Source organism: Aeromonas enterica, from assembly GCF_054052465.1.
Genome location: NZ_JBSTYL010000007.1, coordinates 76,607 through 102,182 on the forward strand (window position 1 = coordinate 76,607; position 25,576 = coordinate 102,182).

23 protein-coding genes and 1 riboswitch are annotated in these 25,576 nt (G+C 62.9%); of the genes, 10 read left to right on the forward strand and 13 right to left on the reverse strand.

The window, feature by feature from the left end:
• Positions 1 to 5 precede the first annotated feature (5 nt).
• On the reverse strand, positions 6 to 1,019 hold the full coding sequence (locus tag ACW5XD_RS09905) for an NAD-dependent epimerase (RefSeq protein ID WP_456494754.1): 1,014 nt from the start codon (positions 1,017 to 1,019) through the stop codon (positions 6 to 8).
• Positions 1,020 to 1,351: 332 nt separating this feature from the next.
• Here ACW5XD_RS09905 and ACW5XD_RS09910 point away from each other — a divergent pair, with 332 nt between their 5' ends.
• Complete coding sequence (locus ACW5XD_RS09910; RefSeq protein WP_005311722.1) at positions 1,352 to 1,978, forward strand: YitT family protein; 627 nt, start codon at positions 1,352 to 1,354, stop codon at positions 1,976 to 1,978.
• Between the two features lie 72 nt (positions 1,979 to 2,050).
• Here ACW5XD_RS09910 and ACW5XD_RS09915 read toward each other — a convergent pair whose 3' ends face one another.
• From ACW5XD_RS09915 to ACW5XD_RS09925, 3 genes are read right to left on the reverse strand one after another with little or no spacing between them, the layout of a single operon-like run.
• A complete protein-coding gene (locus ACW5XD_RS09915; RefSeq protein WP_456494755.1) occupies positions 2,051 to 2,839 on the reverse strand; it encodes a heme ABC transporter ATP-binding protein in 789 nt (262 codons plus the stop codon).
• Between the two features lie 13 nt (positions 2,840 to 2,852).
• Positions 2,853 to 3,884, reverse strand: coding sequence for a FecCD family ABC transporter permease (locus ACW5XD_RS09920; protein WP_456494756.1), 1,032 nt, complete (start codon positions 3,882 to 3,884; stop codon positions 2,853 to 2,855).
• Positions 3,881 to 4,720, reverse strand: coding sequence for a heme/hemin ABC transporter substrate-binding protein (locus tag ACW5XD_RS09925; RefSeq protein ID WP_456494757.1), 840 nt, complete (start codon positions 4,718 to 4,720; stop codon positions 3,881 to 3,883). Before ACW5XD_RS09925 ends, ACW5XD_RS09920 begins: the two co-directional genes overlap by 4 nt.
• Before the next feature lie 168 nt (positions 4,721 to 4,888).
• Here ACW5XD_RS09925 and hutX point away from each other — a divergent pair, with 168 nt between their 5' ends.
• Both hutX and hutZ read left to right on the forward strand, forming a co-directional pair.
• Positions 4,889 to 5,401, forward strand: a complete 513-nt coding sequence (gene hutX, locus ACW5XD_RS09930; RefSeq protein WP_456494758.1) for a heme utilization cystosolic carrier protein HutX — start codon at positions 4,889 to 4,891, stop codon at positions 5,399 to 5,401.
• The gene (gene hutZ, locus ACW5XD_RS09935) at positions 5,398 to 5,955 is read left to right on the forward strand and encodes a heme utilization protein HutZ (RefSeq protein ID WP_456494759.1); all 558 of its coding nucleotides are present in this window, start codon (positions 5,398 to 5,400) and stop codon (positions 5,953 to 5,955) included. Before hutX ends, hutZ begins: the two co-directional genes overlap by 4 nt.
• 70 nt (positions 5,956 to 6,025) lie before the next feature.
• Here the strand turns inward: hutZ and ACW5XD_RS09940 are convergent, their stop codons facing one another.
• From ACW5XD_RS09940 to ACW5XD_RS09950, 3 genes are read right to left on the reverse strand one after another with little or no spacing between them, the layout of a single operon-like run.
• Entirely contained in the window at positions 6,026 to 6,430 is a 405-nt protein-coding gene (locus tag ACW5XD_RS09940) for a hypothetical protein (protein ID WP_456494760.1), read from the reverse strand.
• 39 nt (positions 6,431 to 6,469) lie between these two features.
• Entirely contained in the window at positions 6,470 to 7,021 is a 552-nt protein-coding gene (locus ACW5XD_RS09945; RefSeq protein WP_456494761.1) for a cysteine hydrolase family protein, read from the reverse strand.
• A gap of 20 nt (positions 7,022 to 7,041) precedes the next feature.
• Entirely contained in the window at positions 7,042 to 8,025 is a 984-nt protein-coding gene (locus tag ACW5XD_RS09950; RefSeq protein WP_456494762.1) for a ChaN family lipoprotein, read from the reverse strand.
• 187 nt (positions 8,026 to 8,212) lie between these two features.
• On the opposite strand from ACW5XD_RS09950, the gene ACW5XD_RS09955 reads away from it, so the two are divergent.
• Together ACW5XD_RS09955 and ACW5XD_RS09960 are read left to right on the forward strand one after the other, a co-directional pair.
• A complete protein-coding gene (locus ACW5XD_RS09955; protein WP_456494763.1) occupies positions 8,213 to 10,306 on the forward strand; it encodes a TonB-dependent hemoglobin/transferrin/lactoferrin family receptor in 2,094 nt (697 codons plus the stop codon).
• 279 nt (positions 10,307 to 10,585) lie between these two features.
• Positions 10,586 to 11,725 (forward strand): 3-phenylpropionate MFS transporter, encoded by a 1,140-nt coding sequence (locus ACW5XD_RS09960; RefSeq protein WP_456494764.1) that lies wholly within the window; start codon positions 10,586 to 10,588, stop codon positions 11,723 to 11,725.
• An 83-nt stretch (positions 11,726 to 11,808) separates the two neighbouring features.
• Here the strand turns inward: ACW5XD_RS09960 and ACW5XD_RS09965 are convergent, their stop codons facing one another.
• Entirely contained in the window at positions 11,809 to 12,018 is a 210-nt protein-coding gene (locus tag ACW5XD_RS09965) for a helix-turn-helix domain-containing protein (protein WP_011704909.1), read from the reverse strand.
• A gap of 7 nt (positions 12,019 to 12,025) precedes the next feature.
• On the reverse strand, positions 12,026 to 12,598 hold the full coding sequence (locus tag ACW5XD_RS09970) for a DUF2975 domain-containing protein (RefSeq protein WP_456494765.1): 573 nt from the start codon (positions 12,596 to 12,598) through the stop codon (positions 12,026 to 12,028).
• Between the two features lie 219 nt (positions 12,599 to 12,817).
• Here ACW5XD_RS09970 and ACW5XD_RS09975 point away from each other — a divergent pair, with 219 nt between their 5' ends.
• From ACW5XD_RS09975 to ACW5XD_RS09985, 3 genes are all read left to right on the forward strand, one after another.
• Positions 12,818 to 16,318: a hybrid sensor histidine kinase/response regulator gene (locus tag ACW5XD_RS09975; protein ID WP_456494766.1), complete on the forward strand. Its 3,501-nt coding sequence runs from the start codon at positions 12,818 to 12,820 to the stop codon at positions 16,316 to 16,318.
• Between the two features lie 174 nt (positions 16,319 to 16,492).
• Positions 16,493 to 16,580: riboswitch (cyclic di-GMP riboswitch) on the forward strand.
• Between the two features lie 111 nt (positions 16,581 to 16,691).
• The gene (locus ACW5XD_RS09980; RefSeq protein ID WP_456494767.1) at positions 16,692 to 19,304 is read left to right on the forward strand and encodes a glycosyl hydrolase family 18 protein; all 2,613 of its coding nucleotides are present in this window, start codon (positions 16,692 to 16,694) and stop codon (positions 19,302 to 19,304) included.
• A 70-nt stretch (positions 19,305 to 19,374) separates the two neighbouring features.
• Entirely contained in the window at positions 19,375 to 21,291 is a 1,917-nt protein-coding gene (locus ACW5XD_RS09985; protein ID WP_456494768.1) for a glycoside hydrolase family 19 protein, read from the forward strand.
• Between the two features lie 61 nt (positions 21,292 to 21,352).
• Here the strand turns inward: ACW5XD_RS09985 and ACW5XD_RS09990 are convergent, their stop codons facing one another.
• Both ACW5XD_RS09990 and crp read right to left on the reverse strand, forming a co-directional pair.
• Positions 21,353 to 22,153 carry a putative RNA methyltransferase gene (locus tag ACW5XD_RS09990; RefSeq protein ID WP_456494769.1) on the reverse strand — a complete coding sequence of 267 codons (801 nt, stop codon included), beginning with the start codon at positions 22,151 to 22,153 and terminating at the stop codon, positions 21,353 to 21,355.
• A gap of 122 nt (positions 22,154 to 22,275) precedes the next feature.
• Positions 22,276 to 22,914, reverse strand: coding sequence for a cAMP-activated global transcriptional regulator CRP (gene crp / locus ACW5XD_RS09995; protein WP_042870085.1), 639 nt, complete (start codon positions 22,912 to 22,914; stop codon positions 22,276 to 22,278).
• A gap of 309 nt (positions 22,915 to 23,223) precedes the next feature.
• Between crp and ACW5XD_RS10000 the strand changes: the two genes are divergently transcribed.
• On the forward strand, positions 23,224 to 23,628 hold the full coding sequence (locus ACW5XD_RS10000; protein ID WP_005311765.1) for an OsmC family protein: 405 nt from the start codon (positions 23,224 to 23,226) through the stop codon (positions 23,626 to 23,628).
• Positions 23,629 to 23,677: 49 nt separating this feature from the next.
• Positions 23,678 to 23,974, forward strand: coding sequence for an MliC family protein (locus ACW5XD_RS10005; protein WP_456494770.1), 297 nt, complete (start codon positions 23,678 to 23,680; stop codon positions 23,972 to 23,974).
• A 67-nt stretch (positions 23,975 to 24,041) separates the two neighbouring features.
• On the opposite strand, the gene ACW5XD_RS10010 is transcribed toward ACW5XD_RS10005, so the two are convergent.
• The gene (locus tag ACW5XD_RS10010) at positions 24,042 to 24,575 is read right to left on the reverse strand and encodes a DUF4136 domain-containing protein (protein ID WP_456494771.1); all 534 of its coding nucleotides are present in this window, start codon (positions 24,573 to 24,575) and stop codon (positions 24,042 to 24,044) included.
• 15 nt (positions 24,576 to 24,590) lie between these two features.
• Complete coding sequence (locus tag ACW5XD_RS10015) at positions 24,591 to 25,460, reverse strand: phosphoribulokinase (protein ID WP_456494772.1); 870 nt, start codon at positions 25,458 to 25,460, stop codon at positions 24,591 to 24,593.
• Positions 25,461 to 25,576 lie beyond the last annotated feature (116 nt).

The following is a 25,576-nucleotide window of genomic DNA, read 5'->3' on the forward strand; positions in this document are numbered from 1 at the left end:
CGGGATCAATCGGCGACCTGGTGGTAGGCCAGATACCAGCGCACGAACTCGGCGACGCCCTGCCTGAGCGGGGTGGCGGGGCGGGTGCCCGTGAGGGAGTGCAGGGGGGCGCTGTCGGCCCAGGTGGCGTGCATGTCGCCCGCCTGCATGGGCAGCATCCGCTTGATGGCTGGTTTGTCCAACGCCTGCTCCAGCGCCTCGATGAAGTCGAGCAGCCGCACCGGCTGGCCGTTGCCTATGTTGAGGAGGCGGTAGGGGGCGGCACTTTCAGCCTGGCTGTCCTGGCTGGCGTGCCAGTGTGGATTGGCGCGCGGCGGCAGCTCGGCGACGGCGAGTATGCCGTCCACTATGTCGTCTATGTAGGTAAAGTCGCGGCTGAGCAGGCCCTGGTTGTACACATCGACGGGCTCGCCGGCCAGGATGGCGCGGGTGAACTTGGCGATGGCCATGTCGGGGCGACCCCAGGGGCCATAGACGGTGAAAAAGCGCAACCCTGTGGTGGGCAGGCCGTAGAGCGCCGAGTAGGCGTGGGCCATCAGCTCGCCGCTCTTCTTGGTGGCGGCATAGAGGGAGACCGGGTGATCCGCCGGCTGCTCGGTGGAGAAGGGCATCTGATCGCTCAGGCCATAGACGGAGCTGGAGGAGGCGTAGATCAGATGCCGGATGCCGTGCTGGCGACACCCCTCCAGCACCGTCAGCATGCCGGTGAGGTTGCTGTCGGCATAGGCAAACGGGTTCTCCAGCGAATGGCGCACCCCCGCCTGGGCACCCAGGTGGATCACCCGCTCGAACCCGCTCTCGGCAAACAGGGCTGCCATGCCGTCCCGATCCGCCAGCTCCCGCTGTTCAAAGCGAAAATGGGGGAAGGGGACCAGCCGCGCCAGTCTGGCCCGCTTCAGGCTCACCTCGTAGTAGTCGTTGAGGTTGTCCAGCCCCACCACCTGATGGCCCGCCTCGCACAGCCGCCTGACGACGTGAAAGCCGATAAAGCCGGCGGCGCCTGTCACCAGATACTTCATACGTGTTGTCCTGTGCTGATCATGGGGGCCTGTGGTCCTGAGTGAGGGCTGAAAAAGGGCTGGGCGCTTTGTACCAGAGCGCGGGTCCCGGCGCCACATTGCGGTGGCGCCATGGTGGACGAGGGCTGGCTCGTCAGGCGCGGCATGCTGCATCTTGGTGCACTGGCTGTCAATGGAGAATGACAGGCACCAAAACGGGGCATTCCCCGTGGCTATTGTGATCCTGGTCGCAAAAAATAGACTGGATCCCATAACGAAGCCCTGCGGACAGGGCTCGCGTCCGCCTCGACGGACACAAGACACTCTTTTCACTTCGCTATTGGATACAGGTTATGGACAACACCCCAGGCTCTGCGCGCTCAGCCCGTTCTGCGCATCCCCTCTATGAAGATGTACTCGCCCTGCTGACCGCAGCCGGTTTCGTTTCCCTCGGCATCTTCCTGTTTCATCAGGTTGGTTTGCTCACCGGCGGCACCGCCGGGCTGGCGCTGCTGCTGCAACAGGTGACGGGGCTGAGCTTCGGCCTGCTGTTCTTCGGCATGAACCTGCCGTTTTACGCCCTGGCCTGGCTCAGGATGGGGCCGCGCTTCACCCTCAACACCTTCGTCTCTGTGGCCGCCGTCTCCTTCATGACGGATCACCTCAACGCCGTGCTGCAGATCGGCAAGATAGAACCCGTCTATGCGGCCCTGATCGGTGGCACCCTGATCGGCATGGGGTTGCTCATCATGTTCCGCCACAAATCCAGTCTGGGTGGCTTCAACATACTGGCGCTGTTTATCCAGGACCGCTTCGGCATCCGCGCCGGCAAGCTGCAAATGGGGCTGGATTGCACCATCGTCATCGCCTCCTGCTTCGTGGTGCAGCCCTGGATCCTGGCGCTCTCCGTGGTGGCGGCCATCATCTGTAATCTGGTGTTGACACTCAATCACAAGCCGGGTCGCTATCAGATAGCCTGAGTCGAGATGTTTCATGCAAACAAAACAGAGCGCCTGATGGCGCTCTTTTGCTATCCAGGATCCTGAACCTTCTCACACCACCATGGGCAGACCCGTCTCTGGGTGGTGTATCACCTGGGCCGGGTAGTCATACAGGCGATCGATCAGGGCCGGGGTCAGCACCTCGGCCGGGGCGCCGTCAGCCATCAGCCTGCCCTGCTCCAGCATCACCAGACGGTCGGCGTAACGAGCCGCCAGATTGAGATCGTGCAGCACCACCAGTACGGCCGTGTTGCGGGCGGCCAGGGCGCGGGCCATGGTGAGCAGCTGGTGCTGGTACTTGAGGTCGAGCGCCGAGGTGGGTTCGTCCAGCAGCAGCAGCCGCGCTTGCTGGGGATCGTCCGGCGCCTGCCAGATCTGGGCCAGTATCCGGGCGAACTGCACCCGCTGCCGCTCCCCGCCGGAGAGGCCGGGATAGAGGCGGCCCGCCAGGTGCTCGACCCCGGCATGGGTCATGGCGGCCCGCACTATCTGGTCGCGCCGGCTGGCGGGCTCGCTGTGGGGCAGGCGGCCCATGGCCACCACCTCTTCGCACAGAAATGGGAAGTTGAGGGACGAGCTCTGCGGCAGCACGCCGACGCGGTGGGCCAGTTCTATGGCGGGCCAGGCTTGCCGCTCCCGGCCAAACAGGCTTATCTCCCCCTCGTGTTCCAGCTCGCCGGTCAGGCATTTGAGCAGCGAGCTCTTGCCTGCGCCATTCGGGCCGAGCAGGGCGGTGAGCGTGCCGGCTTGCAGGCTGAGGTCGAGCCTGTCCAGGATGAGGCGGCCGCCACGGGTGAGACTGAGCTGGTGACAGCGCAGCAGGGGGGTTGATGCAGGCAAGATAAACCTCCGGTTAAAGCGTCCGGCGGCCCTTGACCAGCAGCCAGATGAAGAAGGGGGCGCCCAGCAGGGCTGTGATGATACCGACCGGCAGCTCGGCCGGTGCCAGCAGGGTGCGGGCCAGCATGTCGGCGCCCAGCAGCAGGGCGGCGCCCAGCAGGGCAGAGAGCGGCAGCAGCCTGACGTGGTTGGGGCCGGCCAGCAGTCGCACCAGATGGGGCACTACCAGACCGACGAAGCCGATCATGCCCGCCACGGCGACGGCCACGCCGACTCCGGCGGCGGTGAGCAGGATCAGGCGCCTCTTGAGGGATTGCACATTGACCCCCAGATGACGGGCCTCCCCTTCCCCCAGCAAGAGGGCGTTGAGGGGATTGGCATCGCGCATGAACAACAGCAGCAGAACGATCAGGGTGGCCAGCGCCAGCGCCACGTCCACCGGCTTGCCCGCCGCCAGGGTGCCCATCTGCCACAGGCTCAGGTTGCGCAGCATCTGGTCGTCGGCGAGATAGGTGAGCAGCCCTATCACGGCACCGGACAGGGCCGTGATGGCCACCCCCGCCAGCAGCATGACGGTGACGGAGGTGCCCCCTTCCCGGGTGCCCAGCAGGTATACAAGCGTGGTGGTGAGCGCCCCGCCGAGGAAGGCGAGCAGCGGCAGCAGGCCTATGCCGAGCAGGCTCTGCCACTGCTGGCCAAGGGGGGCCAGCAGCACTATGGCCAGCGCCGCGCCCAGCGCAGCCCCGCCGGAGACCCCTATGATGCCGGGGTCGGCCAGCGGATTGCGAAACAGCCCCTGCATGACGGCGCCACAGAGGCCGAGTATGCCCCCCACGGCGATGCAGAGCAGGGTACGTGGCAGGCGGATCTCCTGCACGATCAAGAGTTTGTGGGCCGCAATCCCGCTCTCTTGCCCGGCGAACAGGGCACGCAGACTCTCGTCGAGAGAAAGGGCCATGGGGCCGGTCGCCAACGACCCGACCAGCAGCAGCGCCAGCGCGCCGCCGGTGAGCGCGAAAAGCCAGGGCAGTGGCAGGCGCATCATGAACCCAGCTTGATCCACTTGGCGATCTGGTTCGCCTGCTGCAACGAGGTGAGGCTGAGACCCCCTTGCAGGGCGTGACCGTCGATGGCGTGGATGGCGCGGTTTTTACCCGCCGGGGTGGCGGTGAGCGCGGGTACCTGGTTCAGCACGGTTTCCGGATCCTGATACTGCTGCCAGTCACGGCCGCTCACCAGCACCAGATCCGGTTGCAGCTCGATCAGGGATTCGGTGGAGACGGGCTTGTAGTCGCTCAGCTGGGCCACCGGATTGACACCGCCCGCCAGGGTGAGCAGGGCGCTGGCGGTGGTATTGCCGCCGGCTATGCTGGTGGGTTGCCCCTTGTGCAGCAGCAGGAAGACCACCTTGAGCGGCTTGTTCTGCTTCGCCTGCGCCGCCAGTTGCGCTGTCTGGGCCTGGATCTCGGCTTTCAATCGCGTGCCGGCGGCCGGGTCATTGAGCAGGCCGGCCAGGGTGTCGATGCGCTGGTTGAGGTTGGCGAGGGTCGGTGCGGTCGGCAGCACGTCCACCTCGACTCCGGCGCGGCGTAACTGCTCCAGCGCCGGCGGCGGCCCCATCTCGTCGCTGCCGATCAGCCGGGTCGGCGCCAGACTGAGGATCCCCTCGGCAGCGAGGGCGCGGTGATAACCGACTCTGGGCAGATCTTTCGGTTCCGTGCTGCTGATGTCGGTGGCGATCAGGCTCTGTTCACCGCCCAGTGCCAGAATGAGCTCTGTGGTGGCCGGGCCTATGCTGACGATACGTTCCTGTGCGGTAGCAGACAGGGAAAGGGCTGAACAGCCGAGCAGGCTGAGTGCGAGGGCAAAACGACGGCCCATGCTAACCTCCGAAGGGTGAATGAAGTTGGGTTGTCGACGAGAATATCAAGCCGGTGAAAAAAATGCACTGAGAATGAAAGCGATTATCAATTGCATTGGTTCGGGTGCTTTATTAGAGTATTCGCCATGACAGGAGAGGGATGCAGCACGCATCCCAAGGGAGAACCTATGAGCATTGCACAACGCATTCATGATCTGCTGGAACAAGACCCCAGCGCCCATCCTTCCACCATTGCCAGCCAGCTGGCGGTCAGCGAGTGGGAGGTGGTACGCCACCTGCCTGCCGAGCTGGTGACCCTGGTCCCCGGCGAGCGGGCCGAAGCCCTGTTGGCGGATCTGGCGGATTGGGGTCAGGTGACCACCATCGTCGAATCCGATGGCTCCATCTTCGAGGTGAAGGCGCCGTTTCCCAGGGGCAAGAGCGCCCGTGGCTACTACAACCTGATGGGGCGTGACGGCGAGATGCACGGTCACCTCAAGCTCGACAACGTGGTCGGCATGGCACTGGTCAGCAAGCTGTTCATGGGCAAGGAGGGGCACTCCTTCCAGTTCTTCGGCCACAGTGGCCGCTGTATTTTCAAGGTCTATCTGGGACGTGACGAGCAGCGCCAGCTGCTGCCAGCCCAGGTGGAACGCTTCATGGCCTTGCGCCACCAGTATCAAGAGGAAGTCAAAGCATGAGTGAACGTCAGGAGCGTCTGCAGAATCGCCTGCAACCGGAGATCCGCGAGTTTCGCGACGGTTGCCGCACCCTGCAGCTGGCGACGGTGGACAGTGAAGGCAACCCCAATGCCAGCTATGCCCCCTTCGTGCTGCAGGAGGATGGCTACTATGTGCTCATCTCCGAGATCGCCCGCCACGCCCGCAACCTGCAACAGGTGCCCAAGGTGTCGCTGATGCTGATCGAGGACGAAACCGGTGCCCGCGAGCTGTTTGCCCGCAAGCGTCTCACCTTCGATGCGCTGGCCGAAGTGGTGGCCCGCGACGACGTGCGCTGGGGCCAGGCGATCGCCGCGCTGGAAGGGCGCTTCGGCGACATCGTCAAGGGGCTCTCCAACCTCAAGGATTTCGTGCTGTTCCGGCTCAAGCCCGAGCAGGGGCTGTTCGTCAAGGGCTTCGGCCAGGCGTTTCGGGTCTCAGGTGACGAGCTGGTGGACTTCGTCCATCTGGTGGAAGGGCACAAGCGGGTCGACAACGGTGTCGAGCTGACCAGTCCGGCTGATGCGCCAGTCTGACGGCGGCCGCATCGCATGAAAAACGGGCAGCCCAGGCTGCCCGTTTTTTATTGCGTGTCACCCCTGAGCGCTAGTCCTGCCAGGAGGCCTTGTTGGGGAAGGCATCCCGATCGGCCTGATTGGCCGTCTCGTTGCATTCGCCCCGGATCTTCCAGGAGGTCTGGCTGAGGACGATATAGCCATCGCGGCAATACTTCCGCTCGGCCAGGGTCTGGGTCAACTGCGCATCCTGCAGGGCATCACGCCGTTCCAGCAGGCTCTTGCTGCGGTTGAGGCGACCGCCGTCATCGTCCTGCAACCGGGTGGGCAGGGTATCAAGCGGCGCGGCTTCGAAGGTGAAGCGCTTGCTCCCCTCTTCGTTGATATGGGTTCGAAACAGGGGGGCCGGGCCATCCGGCTGCTGCCCCGGCAAACCGGAGCAGGCAGTGATTGCCGGTAACAACAGCATGAATGCAACGGCAGACAGTAGACGCACACAAGACTCCAATCGGGTGATCACTTCAAGAGAGGCAGATTAACACGCCAGCTCGGGCTGGGTCGCTTTGAGCAACTCATCCGTGGTGAGCAGGGTCACGGTTCTGCCTTTGGGCAGGCTCAGATGCTGCCACATCCAGTGGTGGTGTTCGATGATCTTCTCCGCGCTCAGGTGAGGGCGATCCGCCGTGGTGTGGGCATCCGTCACCGCAAACACGTCAAACCCTTGCGCTGCAGCGCTGCGCAGCGTGGTGTCGACGCAAAAATCGGTGGCACAGCCGCTGATCAGCAGTCGGTCCACCGCCTGCTCCGCCAGCAGGAAGCCTAGCTCGGTATCGAGGAAGCTGTCACAGGCGGTCTTGCGTACCCGGCTGTCGCCGCGGCCCGGGGTGAGATCGGCGTGAAGCTGCCAGCCTGCACTGCCGGGTTCCAGTTCTGAACCCGGTTCGTCGTGTTGCACATAGATGACACGCCCCTGGTTGGCCCGCACGCTGTCTGCCAAGCGGTTGATGTTGGCGATGACCTGCGCGTCCTGATGGCGGGGGGTGGTAAACAACCCCTGTTGCATGTCGATGACCAGTAACACATCCATATGAAATCCTTAGGCAATTTTCAGGGTTGCAGCCACTGGCTGCAGTCACGGCTTCGGGATTGATGCAGTGCGCCCATATCTTGCTTCATTTCATCGGCATTTAGCCAGCGTTCTGGCAGGGGGCTGATCCGCACCCGGATGTCGGCGGTCCGCCCGGCGGGTGCCTGCGCATCGCTCTGCGGTTCTGTCTCTGGCATGACCAGCGCTACCTTGAGCGCCGGGTTGCGGCTGGCGATGCGGCTGGCGAGCCCCAGCCCCCCCTCGACGTGGAAGTTGCCGGCGATGTGCATGATGCGCTGGCCCGGGTGGCTGCGCAGGTAGTCCACCATGCTCTCGGCCATGGTGTCGTCCCAGCTGGTTTGGGCGGCGAAGCGGCGGGCATTGCCGTCGGCATCGCCGTGATGGAGCGAGGCCATGAATTTCTGGCGGTAAGGATCGTCGGTGAGCGTGAGTGCGCGGGCCAGCTGGCTGCGGCGGCTGGCGGGCAGCTTGTCCAGCCAGGCGGGCCCTTCCTGGCCGACACAGCTCACCAGCGGTTTGGGGGCGTTGGCGGCGATGACCGGCAGGTGCTGCTCCTTGGCGAACTCCACCAGCGGGCGATAGTCGCTCTGGTAGTTGGGCCAGGCGTTGCCATCGCGAATGAGGGCGGCCTCGCCGATGCGTCCGGCGAGATAGGCGTCCAGCACCGGCTGATCGGCGCGGCTGAACTGCTCCATGGAGAGCACCAGCCCACGGCCATCGGCCCGGGAGGTGTTGGCCAGCTCCGCCAGCAGGCGTGTCTGCAGCAGGTGCACGGCCGGGTGGGTATGCAGCTCGCCCACCAGCACTATGTCGGCATTCGCCACCCGATCTACCGCCTGGGTCAGCGTCAGTTCACCTTGGCTGGCATCGGTCTGGCCCGCGCTGAGCCGATAGTGGTAGAGGGTGCCGGCATCGTCATCGGGCACTGTCGTGCAGGCAGCCAGCAGCAGGGGAAGGGCGAACAGGGGCAGTAATCGAGTCATGGTATCTCACAACGAAGCAGGGCCAGATCCATACAATGGCAGCATGGCGGGCCGGAAAACAGAGGGGAATAGTGTAGAACCTAATTACGACAAAAGAAAATGAGAATGATTCCGTTTATTATTGATCTTTGTTGCGAGCTGGGTAATATGCCAGCTGCTTGATAACAGTTCTCAATAAGGATTTGTAGTGGCCCATAACAACACCCTATCGCTGGTTGCCCTTGCTGTGGCGGCCGGCCTCGCTTCCCCGGTTTCTGCGGCGGACAAGAAAGCAGATGAAGTCATGGTCGTCAGCGGCTCACGGATGGAGCAAAAACTGGAGGATGTCTCCGGCCCCATCTCGGTGATCACGGCCGAACAGATTGAAGAACAGGTGGTGAGCAACGTCGCCGACCTGTTCCGTTACGAGCCGGGTGTCACCGCCCTCGGCGGCGCCGGCGATGCCCAGACCTTCATCATCCGCGGCATGGGTGAGAACCGGGTCAAGATAGTGCGTGACGGCGTGCGCCAGAACGACGCCTACAAGAACGGCGGCGTGGGCCAGAGCTATTTCGACACCGACATGATCAAGCAGATCGAGGTGGCCAAGGGGCCTGCCTCGGCGGCTTATGGCTCCGATGCGCTGGGGGGCGTCATCGCCATCACCACCAAGGACGCCGGCGACTTCCTGAAGGGCCGCGACAGCTATCTGGACGCCACCACCGGCTATGCCTCCAGCAGCCACCAGAACATGGCCGGCTTCACCGGTGCCCTGCGCAGCGGTGAGTTCGAGAACCTGCTGCGCTACACCTGGCGTGACGGCGGTGTGACTCAGAACTACGATGGCGACAAGAACGAATTCGACATCGCCAGCCAGGCCGTGCTGCTCAAGAGCAAGTGGAACCTGAGCGAGGATCAGTTCCTCAAGCTGACCGTCGACTACTTCAGCGAAGGGCAGGATCCGGATGCCGTCGATCTCACCAAGGCCGCCTCCGTCTTCAATCAGCCGATCACCGACAAGGATACGGACAACCTCTCGCTGGTGCTGGATCACGGCATCGCCCTGAACGCGCCCTGGGCCGATCGTATCGACAGCAAGATCTATTACGCCCGCACCAAGCAGACCCTGGATCAGTACGCCTCATCCAAGTACCCGGTGCGGCCGACCAACCCCTATGTGACCAAGAACTCGCTGGACAACAACGGTTTCGAGCAGAAGAGCCTGGGCGCCCAGCTGAAGTTCAGCAAGGCGCTGGCGAGCCAGCGGCTGGCCTGGGGCCTGGAGTATGAGCACACCGACAACGAGCGGACCCGCTTCAAGGCACCGACCGTGCCGGGGGATTTCGTCGGCTACAACGAGCTGAGCTTCCCCTCCACCACCACCGAGCACGGCGCCCTGTGGGCGTTCGACGAACTGAAGTTCGGCGAGCGCTGGGTGCTGACGCCGGGTGCCCGCTACGACTACTACCGGATGAACCCGGATCAGGATCCCGCCTACACCGGCGAGAACCTCAAGCGCTTCTCCGAAGGGGAGTTCTCGCCCAAGCTGGGGCTGGTGTTCAAGGCACACGAGGCGGCCAACCTGTTTGCCCAGTACAGCCACGGCTTCAAGGCGCCTATGTATGACAACGCCTTCTCCACCCTGAACCATCAGGCGTACGGTTATCGCATCGAGCCGAACCCGGATCTCAAGCCCGAGAGCAGCGATGGCATCGATCTGGGTGTGCGTGGCAGTGCCGGCGGCTTCAGCTATGAAGTGGCCACCTTCTACAACAAGTTCGAAGACTTCATCGAGCTGGCCGGGGTCGGCACCGAGGGCCGCACCGCGCTGTATCAGTATCAGAACCTGGACAAGGCGACCACCAAGGGGGCTGAGGCCAAGGCGGACTACTGGCTGAACGATCTGGTCAACGTCTGGGGCAATCTCTCCTACATCGAGGGCAAGGATGGTGACGGCAACTACATCAACAGCCTGAGTCCGCTCAAGGGGACCCTGGGTGTTCGACTGGAGCAGCCCAACTGGAACATCAACACCGCCCTGCGCTTTGCCGACGACATGAGCAAGGTGGGCAAGGATGCCAAGGGCAACGACAACATCAAGAGTGCGGGCTGGGGCGTGGTGGACATCTATGCCCAGTTCAAGCCGGTGCAGGATCTGCAGTTCAACGTGGGCGTCTTCAACTTGTTCGACAAGGAGTACGTCAACTACGAGAGCATCACCGGCCAGAGCGCCAGTGCCAGCACCAGCCGCCAGACCGAGCCGGGCCGCAACCTGAGTGCACGGGTCAAGTACGTGTTCTGATGACATAGTGGTGTAACGAAGACGGGGCCGATAGGCCCCTTTTTCATGGTTGCCGTTTGCCTGCCAGAGACCCAAAAAAGAAACCCGCCGGAGGCGGGTGGAAGGATTGCAACACTAACCAGGAGGTGGTGTTACTCAATAGACACCGGCGTTGCGGCAATAGTTCAATTTTATTGATATTTTTCATTGTTATCTGCGCGGCTTCCCACGCGGGATCGCAGGATCCCCACCGGCAAATCGGTTATCATTTGTGCCCCTTCTTCTCGCTGTCGAGGATCTATGCCCGCCTTCTCCTGGTTAGCCCTGTTCTTTGGCGCCTTCTACTTCGTCTATGGCGCCTACCTGCCATTCTGGTCGCTCTGGCTGGAGGGCATAGGCGTGAGCGCCGAGATGATAGGTCTGCTGCTGGGGGCCGGAATGGCGATCCGCTTCGCCGGCAATCTGATGGTGATGGGACAGATCAAGGGGGCGGGGCATCTGCTGCCGGTCACCCGGCTGCTCTGCCTGCTCAGTCTGCTGGCCTTCCTCGGCTTTTACCTCAGCCACAACCTCTGGTGGCTGGTGGGGCTGACCCTGGTGGCGAACTTCATCTACCCGACCCTGATGCCGGTGGGGGAGGCGCTGGCCACCCGCATGGTGGTGCAGGCACACCTCGACTACGGCAAGGTGCGGCTGTGCGGCTCCTTTGCCTTCATCGTCGCCTCGACCCTGGTCGGGGCCCTGGTGGGCAATTTTGGCAGCGACTGGGTGCTGCATACCATGGTGGCAGGGCTGGTGCTGATGTTGCTGCTCAGCTGGCTGCCGCTGCACCCGGCGCCGCGGGACATTCAGGGGGAGCGGGCGAAAGCCTCCCTGCTCGATACCCTCAAGTCCCCCTCGGTACGCCGTTTCCTGCTGATCTCTGCCCTGCTGCAAGGGAGCCATGCCGCCTACTACGGTTTCAGCGCCATGCACTGGAAGGCCGCAGGTTACAGCGGCACCACCATCGGTTATCTGTGGGCGCTGGGGGTGGTGGCGGAGATCGGCATGTTTGCCGCCGACAAGCGCTTCCTCAACCGCTTCGGCGCCCAGACCCTGTTTCTGGTAGGGGCGATTGGTTGCGTAGTGCGCTGGATCCTGCTCGGTGCCTCCACCGAGATCCTGGTGCTGGTGGCGGGTCAGCTGCTCCATGCGGTCACCTTCTGCGTCAGCCACCTCGGCGCCGTGCGCTTCATGACCCGCCAGCTGCCGGCCGAGCAGCTGATCCCCACCCAGGCGCTCTACGCGGCGCTCGGTCTCGGCATGACGGTGGCTGCCCTGATGACCCTGTGCGGCCTGCTGTTCGAGCCGCTGGGTGGCGGCATCTTCTTCATCATGGTGCTGGTGGTGCTGCCGGTGTTCGTGCTGCGCCTGCGGGAGGGCGAGCTGAAGGCCGCCTGAGTGGCCCTATCCGGTCAGCAACCAAATGATCAGCAACGAAAAAGGGGAGCCTCGGCTCCCCTTTTTGCATGGTGACGGCTGGCTCAGGACTCCTGCTCAAAGGCCAGCAGATCCCCGGGCTGGCAGCCCAGTTCGCGGCAGATCGCCTCCAGGGTGGAGAAGCGAACCGCCTTGGCATGGCCGTTTTTCAGGATGGAGAGGTTGGCCTCGGTGATGTTGACCCGCAGGGCCAGCTCGCGGGCAGTCATTTTACGTTCGGCCAGCAGGGCATCGAGTCGGATGATGATGGGCATGGGTTCCTCACACCGTCAGTTGTTGTTCATCGGCCAGCCGCTTGGCCTCGCGCATCACCAGCGCCAGCGCCGACACGATAAGCCCGGCCAGCAGCAACTGGAAGTCCGATGAATTTATGTTGATCTTGCAGTACAGCTCGGGGCCCGGCAGGGTGAGCACTAGATCCAGCAGCGGGGTGGTGATGATTGTGGTGACGAAACTGACACAGAGCAGCAGGCCGATCAACTGGTAGCGGCGGATCTGGCTGAAGGTGAACAGCATGGCCTGCCGATAGCCGCGAAACAGCTGGAGCAGCTGCCACAGCATCAGCATGAACACCAGATCCGGCAGCAGCATCACCAGGGTGCCCAGCAGACGGGTACCCAGGCTGAGGGGGTAGTCGGCAATCGAGGGGACATGGTTGAGCACCGAACTGTCTTGCACCGCCAGTGCCTCGATCAGCTCCTGCTGCAGATAGTCGCTGCCGCCGAGCCGCTGGGACCAGACCCCCATGACCGTCATGAGCGGGGTGGCCAGCAGGGCGAACAGCAGGATCCATTCGATCAGGTTGCTCATGCGTTCGAGCTTGTTGTGTTTCATCGCTTACCTCTTGGAGTGAAAGGGTGGGCCACGCGCAGCACCGAGTTATCGTTTATCAATAAACACAGCCAGATGTTTATCGTTTTTCGATATTTATTCAACCGTTTTTTATTGAAAAACGATAAATTTTCGCTGTAATAAGAAGATGACATTTTTCGGGCGGCTCTCTAGACTGGCTGCTGCTGCGCTTGAATCTTCAACACGGACAAGAGGTTACAGATGCACCAGGGATGGTTGCTGATCGGATTGTCGCTCTCCTATCTGGGGCTGCTGTTTCTGATCGCCTACGTGGCGGACAAGAACAAACGTCGCCGTTTAAAGGGGCAGCCCCTGCTCTACAGCCTGTCGCTGGCGGTCTACTGCACCTCCTGGACCTTCTTCGGCACGGTGGGCCAGGCCAGCGAGTCGCCCTGGTCACCTGTGCCCATCTATCTGGGGCCCATGCTGGTGTTCCTGTTCGGCTGGCGCTTGCTGGCTCGCCTCATCCTGGTGGCCAAGCGCGAGCACATCACCTCCATCGCCGACTTCATCGCCGCCCGTTACGGCAAGTCCCAGCGCCTCGCCATGGTGATCGCGCTGATCGCCATCATGGGCATACTGCCGTACCTGGTGTTGCAACTGAAAGCCATCGTCACCGGGCTGGATCTGCTGATGGCCAACTCTGTGCCTGCCGGCCCCACCGGTAATACCGCCGGGCTGGCCCTCGGCGTGGCACTGCTGCTGGCCCTGTTCAGCATCCTGTTCGGCACCCGCCATCTGGACGCCACCGAGCACCACCGCGGCATGGTGGTGGCCATCGCCTTCGAATCCGTGGTCAAGCTGCTCGCCTTCATGACGGTGGGGGGCTTTGCGCTCTGGCTTATCCTCAGCAAGCCGAGCCAGGCCCGTACCCTGGTGGCCAGCGATTTTCTCGATGCGGTGGTGGCGGTGACGCCGGGCAGCCTGCTGGAGCTCGCCATCTACACCCTGGTCGCCATGTGCGCCGTCATCTGCCTGCCGCGCCAGTTTCACGTGACCGTGGTGGAGAACAACCAGGGCCAGGATCTGCACTGGGCGCGCTGGCTGTTTCCGCTCTACCTGTTCGTGATGGGGCTGTTCATCTGGCCGCTGGCGCTGGCGGGCAAGCAGTGGGTGGGGGCCGGCATGGCCTCGGATACCTATGTGATTAGCCTGCCCATGTCGCTCGGTTTCGACGGTATGGCGCTGCTGGCGTTTCTTGGCGGCACCTCGGCGGCCACCGGCATGGTGATCGTCTGCACCATCGCGCTGGCCATCATGGTCAGCAACGATCTGGTGCTGCCTGTGCTGCTGCGCCGCTTCTGGCAGCAGGGGCGCGACGAGCGGCTAGTGCGCCTGCTGCTGCAGGTGCGCCGCGGCGCCATCCTGCTGATCCTGCTAGCGGCCTGGGGGCTCTACCTCTGGCTCGGGGATCTCACCAGCCTGTCGCGCATCGGCTACCTGTCGTTCGGCGCGGTGGCCCAGTTCGCGCCGGCGCTGCTGCTCGGCCTCTACTGGCGGCACGGCAATCGCAAGGGGGTCTACCTCGGTCTCGCCCTCGGGGTCAGCCTCTGGTTCGCCACCCTGCTGGCGGAGAGCGGCCTGCTGGCCGGCTCGCCGCTGGCGGCCCTGCTGGCACCGCCGGACTGGCCGGCGTTTCGCGATCTCAGCCTGGGGGCCTGGTGCATCTTCCTGAGTCTGTTGCTCAACCTCATCGGCTATGTGGCGGGCTCCCTGCTGTCGCAGGCGGCGGTGAGCGAGCGGCTGCAGGCGGCCAACTTCGTCGGCAAGCCGAGCCGCGACACCACGGCGCTCTATCAGGCGCGGGTCTCGGTCAAGGAGCTGGAGATGCTGGCGGCCCGCTTCGTCGGCTCGAGTCGGGTCAAGCGCGCCTTCGGTCGCTTCGCCGGTGAGCGGGGCGGCACCCTGGCGCCCCAGATGCAGGCCTCCGCCGAGCTGATTGCCCACACCGAGCGGCTGCTGGCCGGGGTGTTCGGCACCTCGTCCGCCCGCCTGGTGCTGGCCTCGGCCCTGCAGGGGCGCAACATGCAGCTCGAAGAGATCGCCACCATAGTGGACGAGGCCTCAGACGTGTTTCGCTTCAACCGCGGCCTGCTGCAGGGGGCCATCGAACACATGGGGCAGGGGATCTCGGTGGTGGACCGGGAGCTCAAGCTGGTGGCCTGGAACCGGCGCTACATAGAGCTGTTTCACTACCCGCCCGGCCTCATCCAGATGGGGCGCGCCATCGAGGAGATCATCCGTTACAACGCCGAGCAGGGGCTGTGCGGTCCGGGCGATATCGAGGCCCATGTGGCGCGGCGGGTCGCCTTCATGCTGCGCGGCAGCCCCCACATCTCGGCGCGGGAGAGGCCCGATGGCCGGGTGATCGAGATGCAGGGCAACCCCATGCCGGCGGGCGGCTTCGTGATGACCTTTACTGACATCACCCCGTTTCGCGACGCCGAACGGGTGCTGCGCGAGGCCAACGAACATCTGGAGGCGCGGGTGGCCGAGCGTACCCACGAGCTCTCCGAGCTCAACCGCCAGCTGTTGCTGGTAAACCAGCAGGTGGAGCGAGCCAACCACTCCAAGAGCCGCTTCCTGGCGGCGGTGAGCCACGATCTGACCCAGCCCCTCAATGCGGCCAAGCTGTTTACCTCTTCTCTGCTGGAGATGCTGCCGCCCCGGGATGAGACGGCCCGCATCGCCCGTCACATCGACGATGCGCTGGGGGCGACCGAGGATCTCATCACGGATCTGCTCGACATCTCGCGGTTGGAGGCGGGCAAATTCAAGGCCAAGAAGCTGGATTTCGCCCTGCACGACGTGTTCGACAACCTCAAGGCGGAGTTCGGGGTGCTGGCGCAGGCAGGAGGGGTCCAGTTCTCAGTGGTGGAGAGCAGGCTCGCGGTCTACAGCGACGTGCGCCTGTTGCGGCGGGTGTTGCAAAACTTCCTCACCAATGCGTTTCGCTACAACCCGGGCGGCCGTGTGCTGCTCGGTTGCCGCCGGCTGGGGGACAAGGTGCGCATCGAGGTGTGGGACAACGGCCCCGGCATCCCGGCCGACAAGCAGGAGGCTATTTTCGACGAGTTCTCCCGCCTCGATCACTCCCGCACCGCCAAGGAGCAGGGGTTGGGGCTGGGGCTCGCCATTGCCCGCGGCATCGCTCTGGTGCTGGGCCACAACCTGACACTGCGCAGTTGGCCGGGGGCGGGATCCGTGTTTGCCATCACCCTCAACCTGGCGACCCGTCCTGTTGCAACGACGCAGGTGGCGGCTCCCGCACTGCGGGACAGCCAGCTGGAGGGGATCCGGGTGCTCTGCATCGACAACGAGAGCGACATTCTCATCGCCATGCACTCCCTGCTGGGGCGCTGGGGTTGCGAGGTCGTCTGTGCCCAGAGCCTGGTTCAGGCGGAGGATCTCATCGCTGGTGGCTTCCTGCCGCAGCTGGTGCTCTCCGATTACCACCTGGATGACGGCAAGACAGGCTTGCAGGCACTGCACATGCTGCGCCTCGCCCATGGCAACGACATCGGCGGCATCATCATCAGTGCGGATCGCAAGAGCGAGTTGCAGGCGCAGATCCGCGAGCACGGCTACGGCTACATCAGCAAGCCGGTCAAACCGCTCAAGTTACGAGCATTGATGAACAGCGTATTACGGCCAGCCAAACTTGATGATGATCACGAAACAAGTAATTCGTCTGATTTTTAATCTCGTCTCCTCAGACGGCAAGATCAGCACTTTCTGACGAGATAAGGTGCTTTTTCTTCTCGTTTGAGGCTTGTTTTCGGTAAAAAGCGGCTTGTTAATAGCCGATCCCGGGTTTGCCCTTCCTCCTTGCCCTCCCTTATAGTCAGGTCGCGATTATTTTTGTCGCAAATCAAGTTGTGCAAAAGGCAAACCGGACGAAAGTCCGGGACGCAAAGCTTCCGGTCTAAGGGTCAGCAGTACCTAAGACAGCGGGGCCACCACAGGTTGTTTCGTCCATGGGCCAAGCCATGGCGCGATGTTGTCTGCGTTACCTGTCAGGTTGGCGTTGCCTTTTTCGTTATTTATTCCAAGAACGAAATAAGGATATTCAACTATGTTAAGTCCAAAACCCTCCGTACTGGCGTTGTTGGTCGGGGGTCTGTGTGCCTCCTCCGCCTTCGCTGCCGCTCCCGGCAAACCCACCATAGGCTGGGGCGAAACCAAGTTCGCCATCGTCGAAGTGGATCAAGCCGCCACCGCCTACAACAAGCTGGTCAAGGTACACGCCGATGGCGCACCGGTCAGCGTGAGCTGGAACCTCTGGTCCGGGGATGTCGGCCAGACCGCCAAGGTGCTGCTCGATGGCAAGGAGGTGTGGTCAGGCGCAGCCTCCGCAGCCGGCACTGCCAACTTCAAGGTGACCAAGGGGGGCCGCTACCAGATGCAGGTGGCCCTGTGCAATGCCGATGGTTGCACCCTCTCGGACAAAAAAGAGATCCTGGTGGCCGACACCGACGGCAGCCACCTGGTGCCGCTCAAGGCGCCGCTGCAGGAGAACAACAAGCCTTACGCCAACAAGTCCGGCAAGGTGGTGGGGGCCTACTATGTGGAGTGGGGCGTCTATGGTCGCAAGTTCACCGTGGACAAGGTCCCGGCCCAGAACCTGACCCACATCCTCTACGGTTTTACTCCCATCTGCGGGGGCAACGGCATCAACGACAGCCTCAAAGAGATCTCCGGCAGTTTCGAGGCGCTGCAACGCTCCTGTGCCGGGCGTGAAGACTTCAAGGTCTCCATCCACGATCCCTGGGCCGCCATCCAGATGGGGCAGGGCAATCTCACCGCCTATGACGAGCCCTACAAGGGCAACTTCGGCAACCTGATGGCGCTCAAGAAGGCCTATCCGGACCTGAAAATTCTCCCCTCCATCGGTGGCTGGACCCTCTCGGACCCCTTCTTCTTCTTCGGTGACAAGGCCAAGCGTGACACCTTCGTCGCCTCGGTGAAGGAGTACCTGCAGACCTGGAAATTCTTCGACGGGGTGGATATCGACTGGGAATTCCCGGGCGGCCTGGGGGCCAACCCCAACCTGGGCAGCGCCTCCGATGGCGAGACTTATGTGCTGCTGATGAAGGAGTTGCGCGCCATGCTCGACGAGCTGAGCGCAGAGACGGGCCGCACTTACGAACTCACCTCCGCCATCAGCGCCGGCGGTGACAAGATTGCCAAGGTGGACTATCGCGCCGCCCAGCAATACATGAATCACATCTTCCTGATGAGCTACGACTTCAACGGCGCCTGGACCAATACCGGGTTGGGCCACCAGACCGCGCTCTACGAGTCGAGCTGGGATCCGAACACCAAGTACACCACCGACAAGGGGGTCAAGGCGCTGCTGGGCCAGGGCGTGGATCCAGGCAAAGTCGTGGTGGGCGCGGCCATGTATGGCCGTGGCTGGACCGGCGTCAGCGGGTATCAGGGCAACAACCCCTTCACCGGCACCGCCACAGGCCCGATTGCGGGTAGCGAAGCGGAAGGGATCTGGGAGAAGGGGGTCATCGACTACCGCGGCATCGCCAAGGGCAAGATGGCCGGTGACTGGCAGTACAGCTATGACGAAGTGGCCGAGGCGCCCTATGTGTTCAAGGCTTCCACCGGCGAGCTCATCACCTTCGATGACGAGCGTTCGGTCAAGGCCAAGGGGCAGTACGTGCTGGCCAACCAGCTCGGCGGCATGTTCGCCTGGGAAATCGACGCCGACAACGGCGACATTCTCAATGCCATGCACGAGGGGCTGGGCAACGGGGAAGGCACAACACCGCCGGTCAACAAGCCGCCGGTGGCCAACGCCGGCACAGATCTCGCGGTGACCGGGCCGGCAGAGCTGGTGCTGGATGGCTCTTCTTCCCGCGATCCGGAAGGGGCGGTGCTGAGCTACAGCTGGACCCAGATTTCCGGTCCCAAGGCGACCCTGAGCGATGCCAACCAGGCCAAGGCCAAGGTGAGCGTCGATGCGGTCAGCCAGGACGTCAATCTGGTGTTCGAACTGACGGTGACCGACGATCACAGCCTCAGTGCCAAGGATCAGGTGGTGGTGACCAACAAGGCGCCGCAGCCCAACCTGCCGCCTGTGGTGACGGTGCAGGACAAGGTCTCGGTCCAGGCCGGCAAGCAGGTGAGCATCACCGCCAGCGCCACCGATCCCAACGGCGACACTCTCAGCTATCAGTGGAGCGTGCCGGCCGGGCTCACCGCCAGCGGTCAGAACAGCAAGACCCTGGTAGTGACGGGCCCCGGCGTAACCGTGGAGACCGGTTATGACCTCACCGTCACAGTGACCGACGGCGCGCTGGATGCCCAGGGCAAGACCCGCCTCACCGTGACTCCGGTCAGCGGTGGCGGCGACTGTGGTGCCACGGATCCCGATGCGGCCAACTGGCCGGCCTGGCAGGGCGCGACCACCTACAACGGTGGCGAGAAGGTGAGCCACAACCAGCTGGTGTGGCAGGCCAAGTACTGGACCCAGGGCAATGAACCGAGCCGCACCGCCGATCAGTGGAAGCTGATAAGCCAGGTGCAGCTGGGCTGGGATGCCGGTGTCGCCTACAACGCCGGTGACCTGACCACCCATAACGGTCGCAAGTGGAAGGCTCAGTACTGGACCAAGGGCAACGAACCCGGCAAACACGACGTCTGGCAGGATGCAGGCGCCGCCAGCTGCCCCTGATGTTTGAACCTGTTCGGGGGGCGCATCATGCGTCCCCATTTTTTCCCGCGTGTATGCCAAGAGGTATGAGATGAAAAAACACCCACTAACCCTGCTGTTGGCCGGACTCTGTCTGAGTGGTCAGCTGTGGGCCGCCACCGCCTATGACATCAATCAGGGCTATGGCGGCGGCAGCCAGGTCAGTTTCAACGGCCAGATCTACGAGGCCAAATGGTATGCCAATCCGGGCCAGAGCCCGGGAGTGCAGGTCGCCAACGAGTGGGACTCTCCGTGGGCCCTGATGGGTGACGGCGAGGTGACCCCGCCCGATGGTGGCGCTGGTATCACGCCTCCGCTGGAGGGAGGCAGCGGCGCGACCGAAGGCGCGCCCGTCTACCTGAGTCAGAGCGAGCTGGACGCCAGGGAGCAGGCGCTCACCGACTTCCCGGCCATGGCGGCAGTCAAGGCCTCCATCGCCACCCGCGACAATGCCGTGGTCGAGGCGGTGGCCCCCGGCCAGCCGCTCAACCCCGCCAACGTGAAACGGGTGGAAGGGCTGCTGAGCGAGGCTCAGTTCAACTTCCTGTTCCCGCTGCGGGCCCCGGAATACACCTATCGCGGCTTTCTGCAGGCGGTGGCCAAGTTCCCGGCCTTCTGCGGCGACTACAGCGACGGGCGCAATGCCGAGGCCATCTGCCGCAAGTCGCTGGCCACCATGTTTGCCCACTTTGCCCAGGAAACCGGCGGTCACGAGAGCTGGCGACCGGAGCCAGAGTGGCGCCAGGGCCTGGTGTGGGTGCGGGAGATGGGCTGGACCGAGCAGATGCGCGGCGGCTACAACGCCGAGTGTCGGCCGGATGTTTGGCAGGGCCAGCAGTGGCCGTGCGGCAAGTTCGAGAACGGCGAGTTCAAGAGCTACTTCGGCCGTGGCGCCAAGCAGCTGTCGTACAACTACAACTACGGCCCCTTCTCCGAGGCCATGTTCGGCACAGTGCGCACCCTGCTGGACAACCCGGAGAAAGTGGCGGACACCTGGCTCAACCTCGCCAGCGCCGTGTTCTTCTTCGTCTATCCGCAGCCGCCCAAGCCCTCCATGCTGCACGTGATCGACGGCACCTGGCAGCCCAACGCCCACGACCGGCAGAACGGCCTGGTGCCGGGCTTCGGGGTGACCACCCAGATCATCAACGGCGGGGTGGAGTGCGGCGGCACGGCCGAGCACGCCCAGTCCCAGAACCGCATCACCTACTACCAGGCCCAGGCCCAGTATCTGGGTGTGCCGGTGCCGGCAGACGAGGTGCTCGGTTGCAAGAACATGAAGTACTTTGACGAGGCGGGCGCCGGTGCCCTGCCCATCTATTGGGAGAATGACTGGAGCTATGTGCCGGGCAACCCCAACGGCGGCAAGAGCTACGCCTGCAAGCTGGTGGGCTACCAGACCCGCTTCAGCGCCTTCAAGGCGCGGGACTACAGCCAGTGCGTGCAGCACTTCTTCCCCGAGGTGGTGATCGAGGACAACGGCGGTGGCACCAACCTGCCGCCGGTGGCCAATATCAGTGGCCCGAGCGAGGCGCTGGGCGGTGCGACCGTGCTGCTCTCCGGCCAGGGGTCGAGCGATCCGGAAGGCAAGGCGCTCGGCTACGCCTGGACCCTGCCCGCCGGGGCCAGCGCCTCGGATCTGAGCCAGTCCACCCTGAGTGCCACCCTGCCGGCTACCCCGGTCAGCGACACCCGCTACGGCTTCGTGCTCAAGGTGACCGACGAGAAGGGGCTCAGCCGCAGTGCGACCCACGAGATCCTGATCAAGGGTAGCGGCGGTACCACGCCGCCCGATGGCAACCCGCCCTACAAAGCAGGTACGGCCTACAAAGCGGGGGACAAGGTGAGCAACCTGGGCGGCAACTACCAGTGCAAGCCGCACCCCTACACCGGCTGGTGCGCGGGTGCTGCCTGGGCCTATGAGCCCGGCAAGGGCACTGCCTGGGGGGATGCCTGGATCAAGCTGTGACGTCTGTATTCGTTCAATAAAAAAGGCCCGTCAGGGCCTTTTTTCATGGGAGGACGCGCCATCAGAGCGGCTTTTGCCACAGGCTCAGCAGCAGATCCTGTTCCAGCTCGTCCGGTCCCTGTTGGGTAAAGGCGTGGTGCTGTTCACCGCTGGCGCGCCAGCCGAGGCGGCTGGTTTCCAGGATGAAGCTGCGCAGGGACTGATCCATGGTCATGGCGAACTGGCAACGCTCCTGGCCCAGGGGGGTGAGACCGCCGAGGGCGGGCCAGCTGAGGGGGTGTTCCATGCTCACAGGGTTGAGGCTGACCCTCAGCTGCCACTGGTGGCGCGGGCCCGGTTGCAGGTAGAGCAGGTAACCGCCCGGTGCCAGCCAGCTGACCAGCTGTTCGGTCTTGACCTTGAGATCGTTGACCAGCAGCACCTGGGCCGTACCCGGCAGGATAGGGGCGCGGGCCGGATCGGCGATGACGAACTGAGCGTCCGGCTGCGCCTTGTTGGCGGCGAAGATGGTGTTCTTGGCGATGTCGACGCCGGCAAATTGCCAGCCCGGCAGGCGCTCGGCCAGGGCGCGGCAGTAGTAGCCTTCGCCGCAACCCAGGTGGATCAGCTCGCGGGGGCCGAGCGGGGCGAGCAGGGCCGCCATGGCATCCACCAGCGGCGCCTGGTGACCCTGTTCCAGGAAGTTGCGCTTGGCGCGCATCAGGGCGCGGCTGTCACTGTCCTTGGGGTTCTTCTTGCCGGGAATGAGATCCAGATAGCCTTCCGGAGCCGGATCGAAATGGTGCTTGTTGTCGCAATAGACCCCGCGGGATGCTTCGTGAAGATGCAGGGGACTGCGGCAAAGGGGACATTGAAGATGCATACACACTCGCTTGGTTGAGGCCGGGGAAGGGCGTGCAGGATTATAGGGGAGACGATCAGAAAAGGCTGCCGTGGCAGCCTTTTTTATCCAACGGCCCTGTGCTGAGCCGTCAGGGAACCCTGTCAGCGGGTGCCAAACACCACTATGGTCTTGCCGTGGGCGGAGATCAGCTCCTGCTCTTCGAGCATCTTGAGGATCCGGCCTACGGTTTCGCGGGAGCAGCCAACGATCTGGCCTATCTCCTGACGGGTGATCTTGATCTGCATTCCATCCGGGTGGGTCATGGCATCCGGCTGTTTGGCCAGATTGAGCAGGGTCTGGGCGATCCGGCCGGTGACGTCCAGGAAGGCCAGGTTGCCGACTTTCTGACTGGTGTGCTGCAGTCGAGTCGCCATCTGACCGGAGAGACGCATCAGGATTTCCGGATTGACCTGGATCAGCTGACGGAACTTCTTGTAGGAGATCTCGGCTACTTCACAGGAGCCCTTGGCGCGCACCCAGGCGGAACGCTCCGGATTCTCGCTCTCCTCGAACATGCCCATCTCGCCCAGGAAGTCGCCCTGGTTCAGATAGGAAAGGATCATCTCCTTGCCTTCATCGTCCTTGATCAAGACGGCCACAGTGCCCTTGACGATGTAGTAGAGGGTTTCCGCTTTCTCACCCGCATGGATCAGGGTGCTCTTGGCGGGATACTTATGAATGTGGCAGTGCGACAAGAACCATTCCAGGGTGGGATCGCTTTGCGGTTTGCCAATGACCATGAGAATTCCTCTGTAGTGTCTTTTTATGGACTCGTGCGTCCGGGCAAGCTGCCAACCTTGCCATTCCTTGTATTAGTCGCAGTAGGATAAGAGCCTTTGTCTGTGCTGACAAGGCTTTGAGGGCTTTTGCCAGATCCCCTTGTTGCCTGCTGCGCTATCCCGCTCATTTTAGGGAAGATGGCGGCATCAGATGTTGATTTTGATCTAGTTCGCCTGCAAGTTCGCGAAAATGGCGGATATGTGCCGCTGCAGCTCCGTCTGGGGTATGCTATGTCAGTCAGATCTATCGTCATCAAGAGGAAATGTGAGATGAAAGCCAAGGTCAGCTGGGTGGAAGGCATGAAGTTTGTCGGCGAGAGTGAGTCCGGTCATCAGGTGACCCTGGACGGCGCCAACCCCGGCGAAGGTGCCAGCCCGATGGAGATGATCCTGCTGGCGGTGGGCGGTTGCAGCTCGATCGACGTGGTCTCCATTCTGGAGAAGGCGCGTCAATCCGTGACCGCTTGCCATGTGGAACTGGAAGGTCAGCGAGTGGAGTCGGTGCCGCGGGTATTCGAGAAGATCCACCTCAACTTCGTCGTGACCGGCAAGGGGCTGGCGGAGAAACAGGTGGCCCGCGCCGTGGATCTGTCGATGGAAAAGTACTGTTCCGTTTCCCTGATGTTGGAAAAAGCGGTAGAAATTACCCATAGTTATCAAATTCTTGAAGCCTGATAGCCGTGATTCTTCCGATTGAATAACACCATGACATAAGGAAAGTGCAATGAAAAACATGATCGTGTTACTTCCCCTGCTGGGGCTGGCGGCCTGCAGCATGCCGCAACCGACCCAGTACCAGTACAGCCAGTACCAGTGCGGGGAAGAGATGTTGGCCGTGACCTATGATGCCCAGGCCGACATGGTGCAGTTCCCCTATGCCGGCGTGTATCACAAGCTGGGCAGGGTGGAAGCGGAATCCGGTGCCAAGTATTCCGACGGTGTGACCACCTTCTGGAATCAGGAGAAGCAGGCTCTGCTCACGCAGAAAGGGGTGACCCTGCTGACCTGTCAGCGCAAGTGATCGTCATGGTGTGATCGCAACGGCCTGCTCGCGCAGGCCGTTCTGTTTTATGGGAAAGGGCGATGTATCAGCGGGTCGGCAGGGCGTTAAGCATCTGGCTGGCCAGTTGCTGGCTCAGCTGGCGGCGTGACGCCTCCGGGATGGCCACGTCGCTGGCGAGAGAGATGGCGCTGCTCCACACCGCCTGCTGGGTGCGCCGGTCGAGCAGTACTATGGCCAGGGTACCCTTGCGATCGCTGGCTTTGGCTTGCAGTCCCGGGGTCATGCCGAGGCGGGCGAAGATCTCGCCATCGCTCAGATCCTTGCTGCCGGCCACTCCGATGGCAACCCACACATCGGCCTCGTCGAGAGGGACGCTCTGCCACCCCTTGCGCCCCAGCTCCTGGTTGACCGCCTGCTGGACCGGCTCCAGCCAGCCCTCGGCACTGTCCCCCGCATACTGAAACTGCTCGGCCAGCGCGTAGCGCGGCGTTGCCCCGAACGGCCAGCTGGCTGCCGGTCGCACCACCATGGTGCCCGATTCGACGGTCGGGGCGGCGGGACCGCTACTGCAACCACCCAGCAGGGCGGCCAATACCACAGAGAGAAACGCTAACCGCATCATAAGCTCCTTGGCTCAGGTGATCTTGCCGGTTTCAAGCAGTTGCTGGATCAGCGGGCGCAGGATCAGCTCCATCGCAAAGCCCATCTTGCCGCCCGGTACCACTATGGTGTTCATCCGTGACATGAAGGCGCCATCGATCATCGACAGCAGGTAGGGAAAATCCACCTGCTTGATGCCACGGAACCGTATCACCAGCATACTCTCGTCCAGACTCGGGATCACCTTGGCACTGAAGGGGTTCGAGGTATCCACGGTCGGCACCCGCTGGAAGTTGATGTGGGTGCGTGAAAACTGCGGTGTGATGAAGTTGATGTAGTCGTCCATGGAACGGACGATGGAGTCGGTCACCGCCTCGCGCGAGTGGCCGCGTTCCGAGGTGTCGCGAATGAGCTTCTGGATCCACTCCAAGTTGACGATGGGCACAACGCCGATGAGAAAGTCCACATGGCGGGCCACGTTGTGATCCTCGGTGACCACACCGCCGTGCAGCCCTTCGTAGAACAACAGGTCGGTATCGGCCGGCAGATTCTGCCAGGGAGTGAAGGTGCCGGGCATCTGATTGAAAGGCACGGCCTCGTCGAAGCTGTGCAGATAGCGCCGGTACTGGCCGCTGCCATTTTGGCCGTACTCCTGAAAGAAGAATTCCAGCAAGCCGAAGTCGTTGGCCTCAGGGCCAAAATAGCTGATGTGGCGCCCCTGTTCGCGCGCCTTGCGGATCGCCACGTCCATTTCCGGTCGGGTGTAGCGATGAAAACTGTCCCCTTCCACGACCGCCGCTTTGTAACCCAGCTGATGAAACATGGATCGAAAGGCGTTGGTGGAGGTGGAGGTGCCGGCACCGGACGAACCGGTAACCGCAATGATGGGATGCTTGGCCGACATAGAATTCTCTCTTCCTTGGGAGTTCCGTTATAAAGGCATGTTCCGAGTGCGGTCAAGTGCGCCCTTGTCGGTGCTGTCCCGCCACGGGTTGCCAGACGTGACACTTTCCTCTGGGT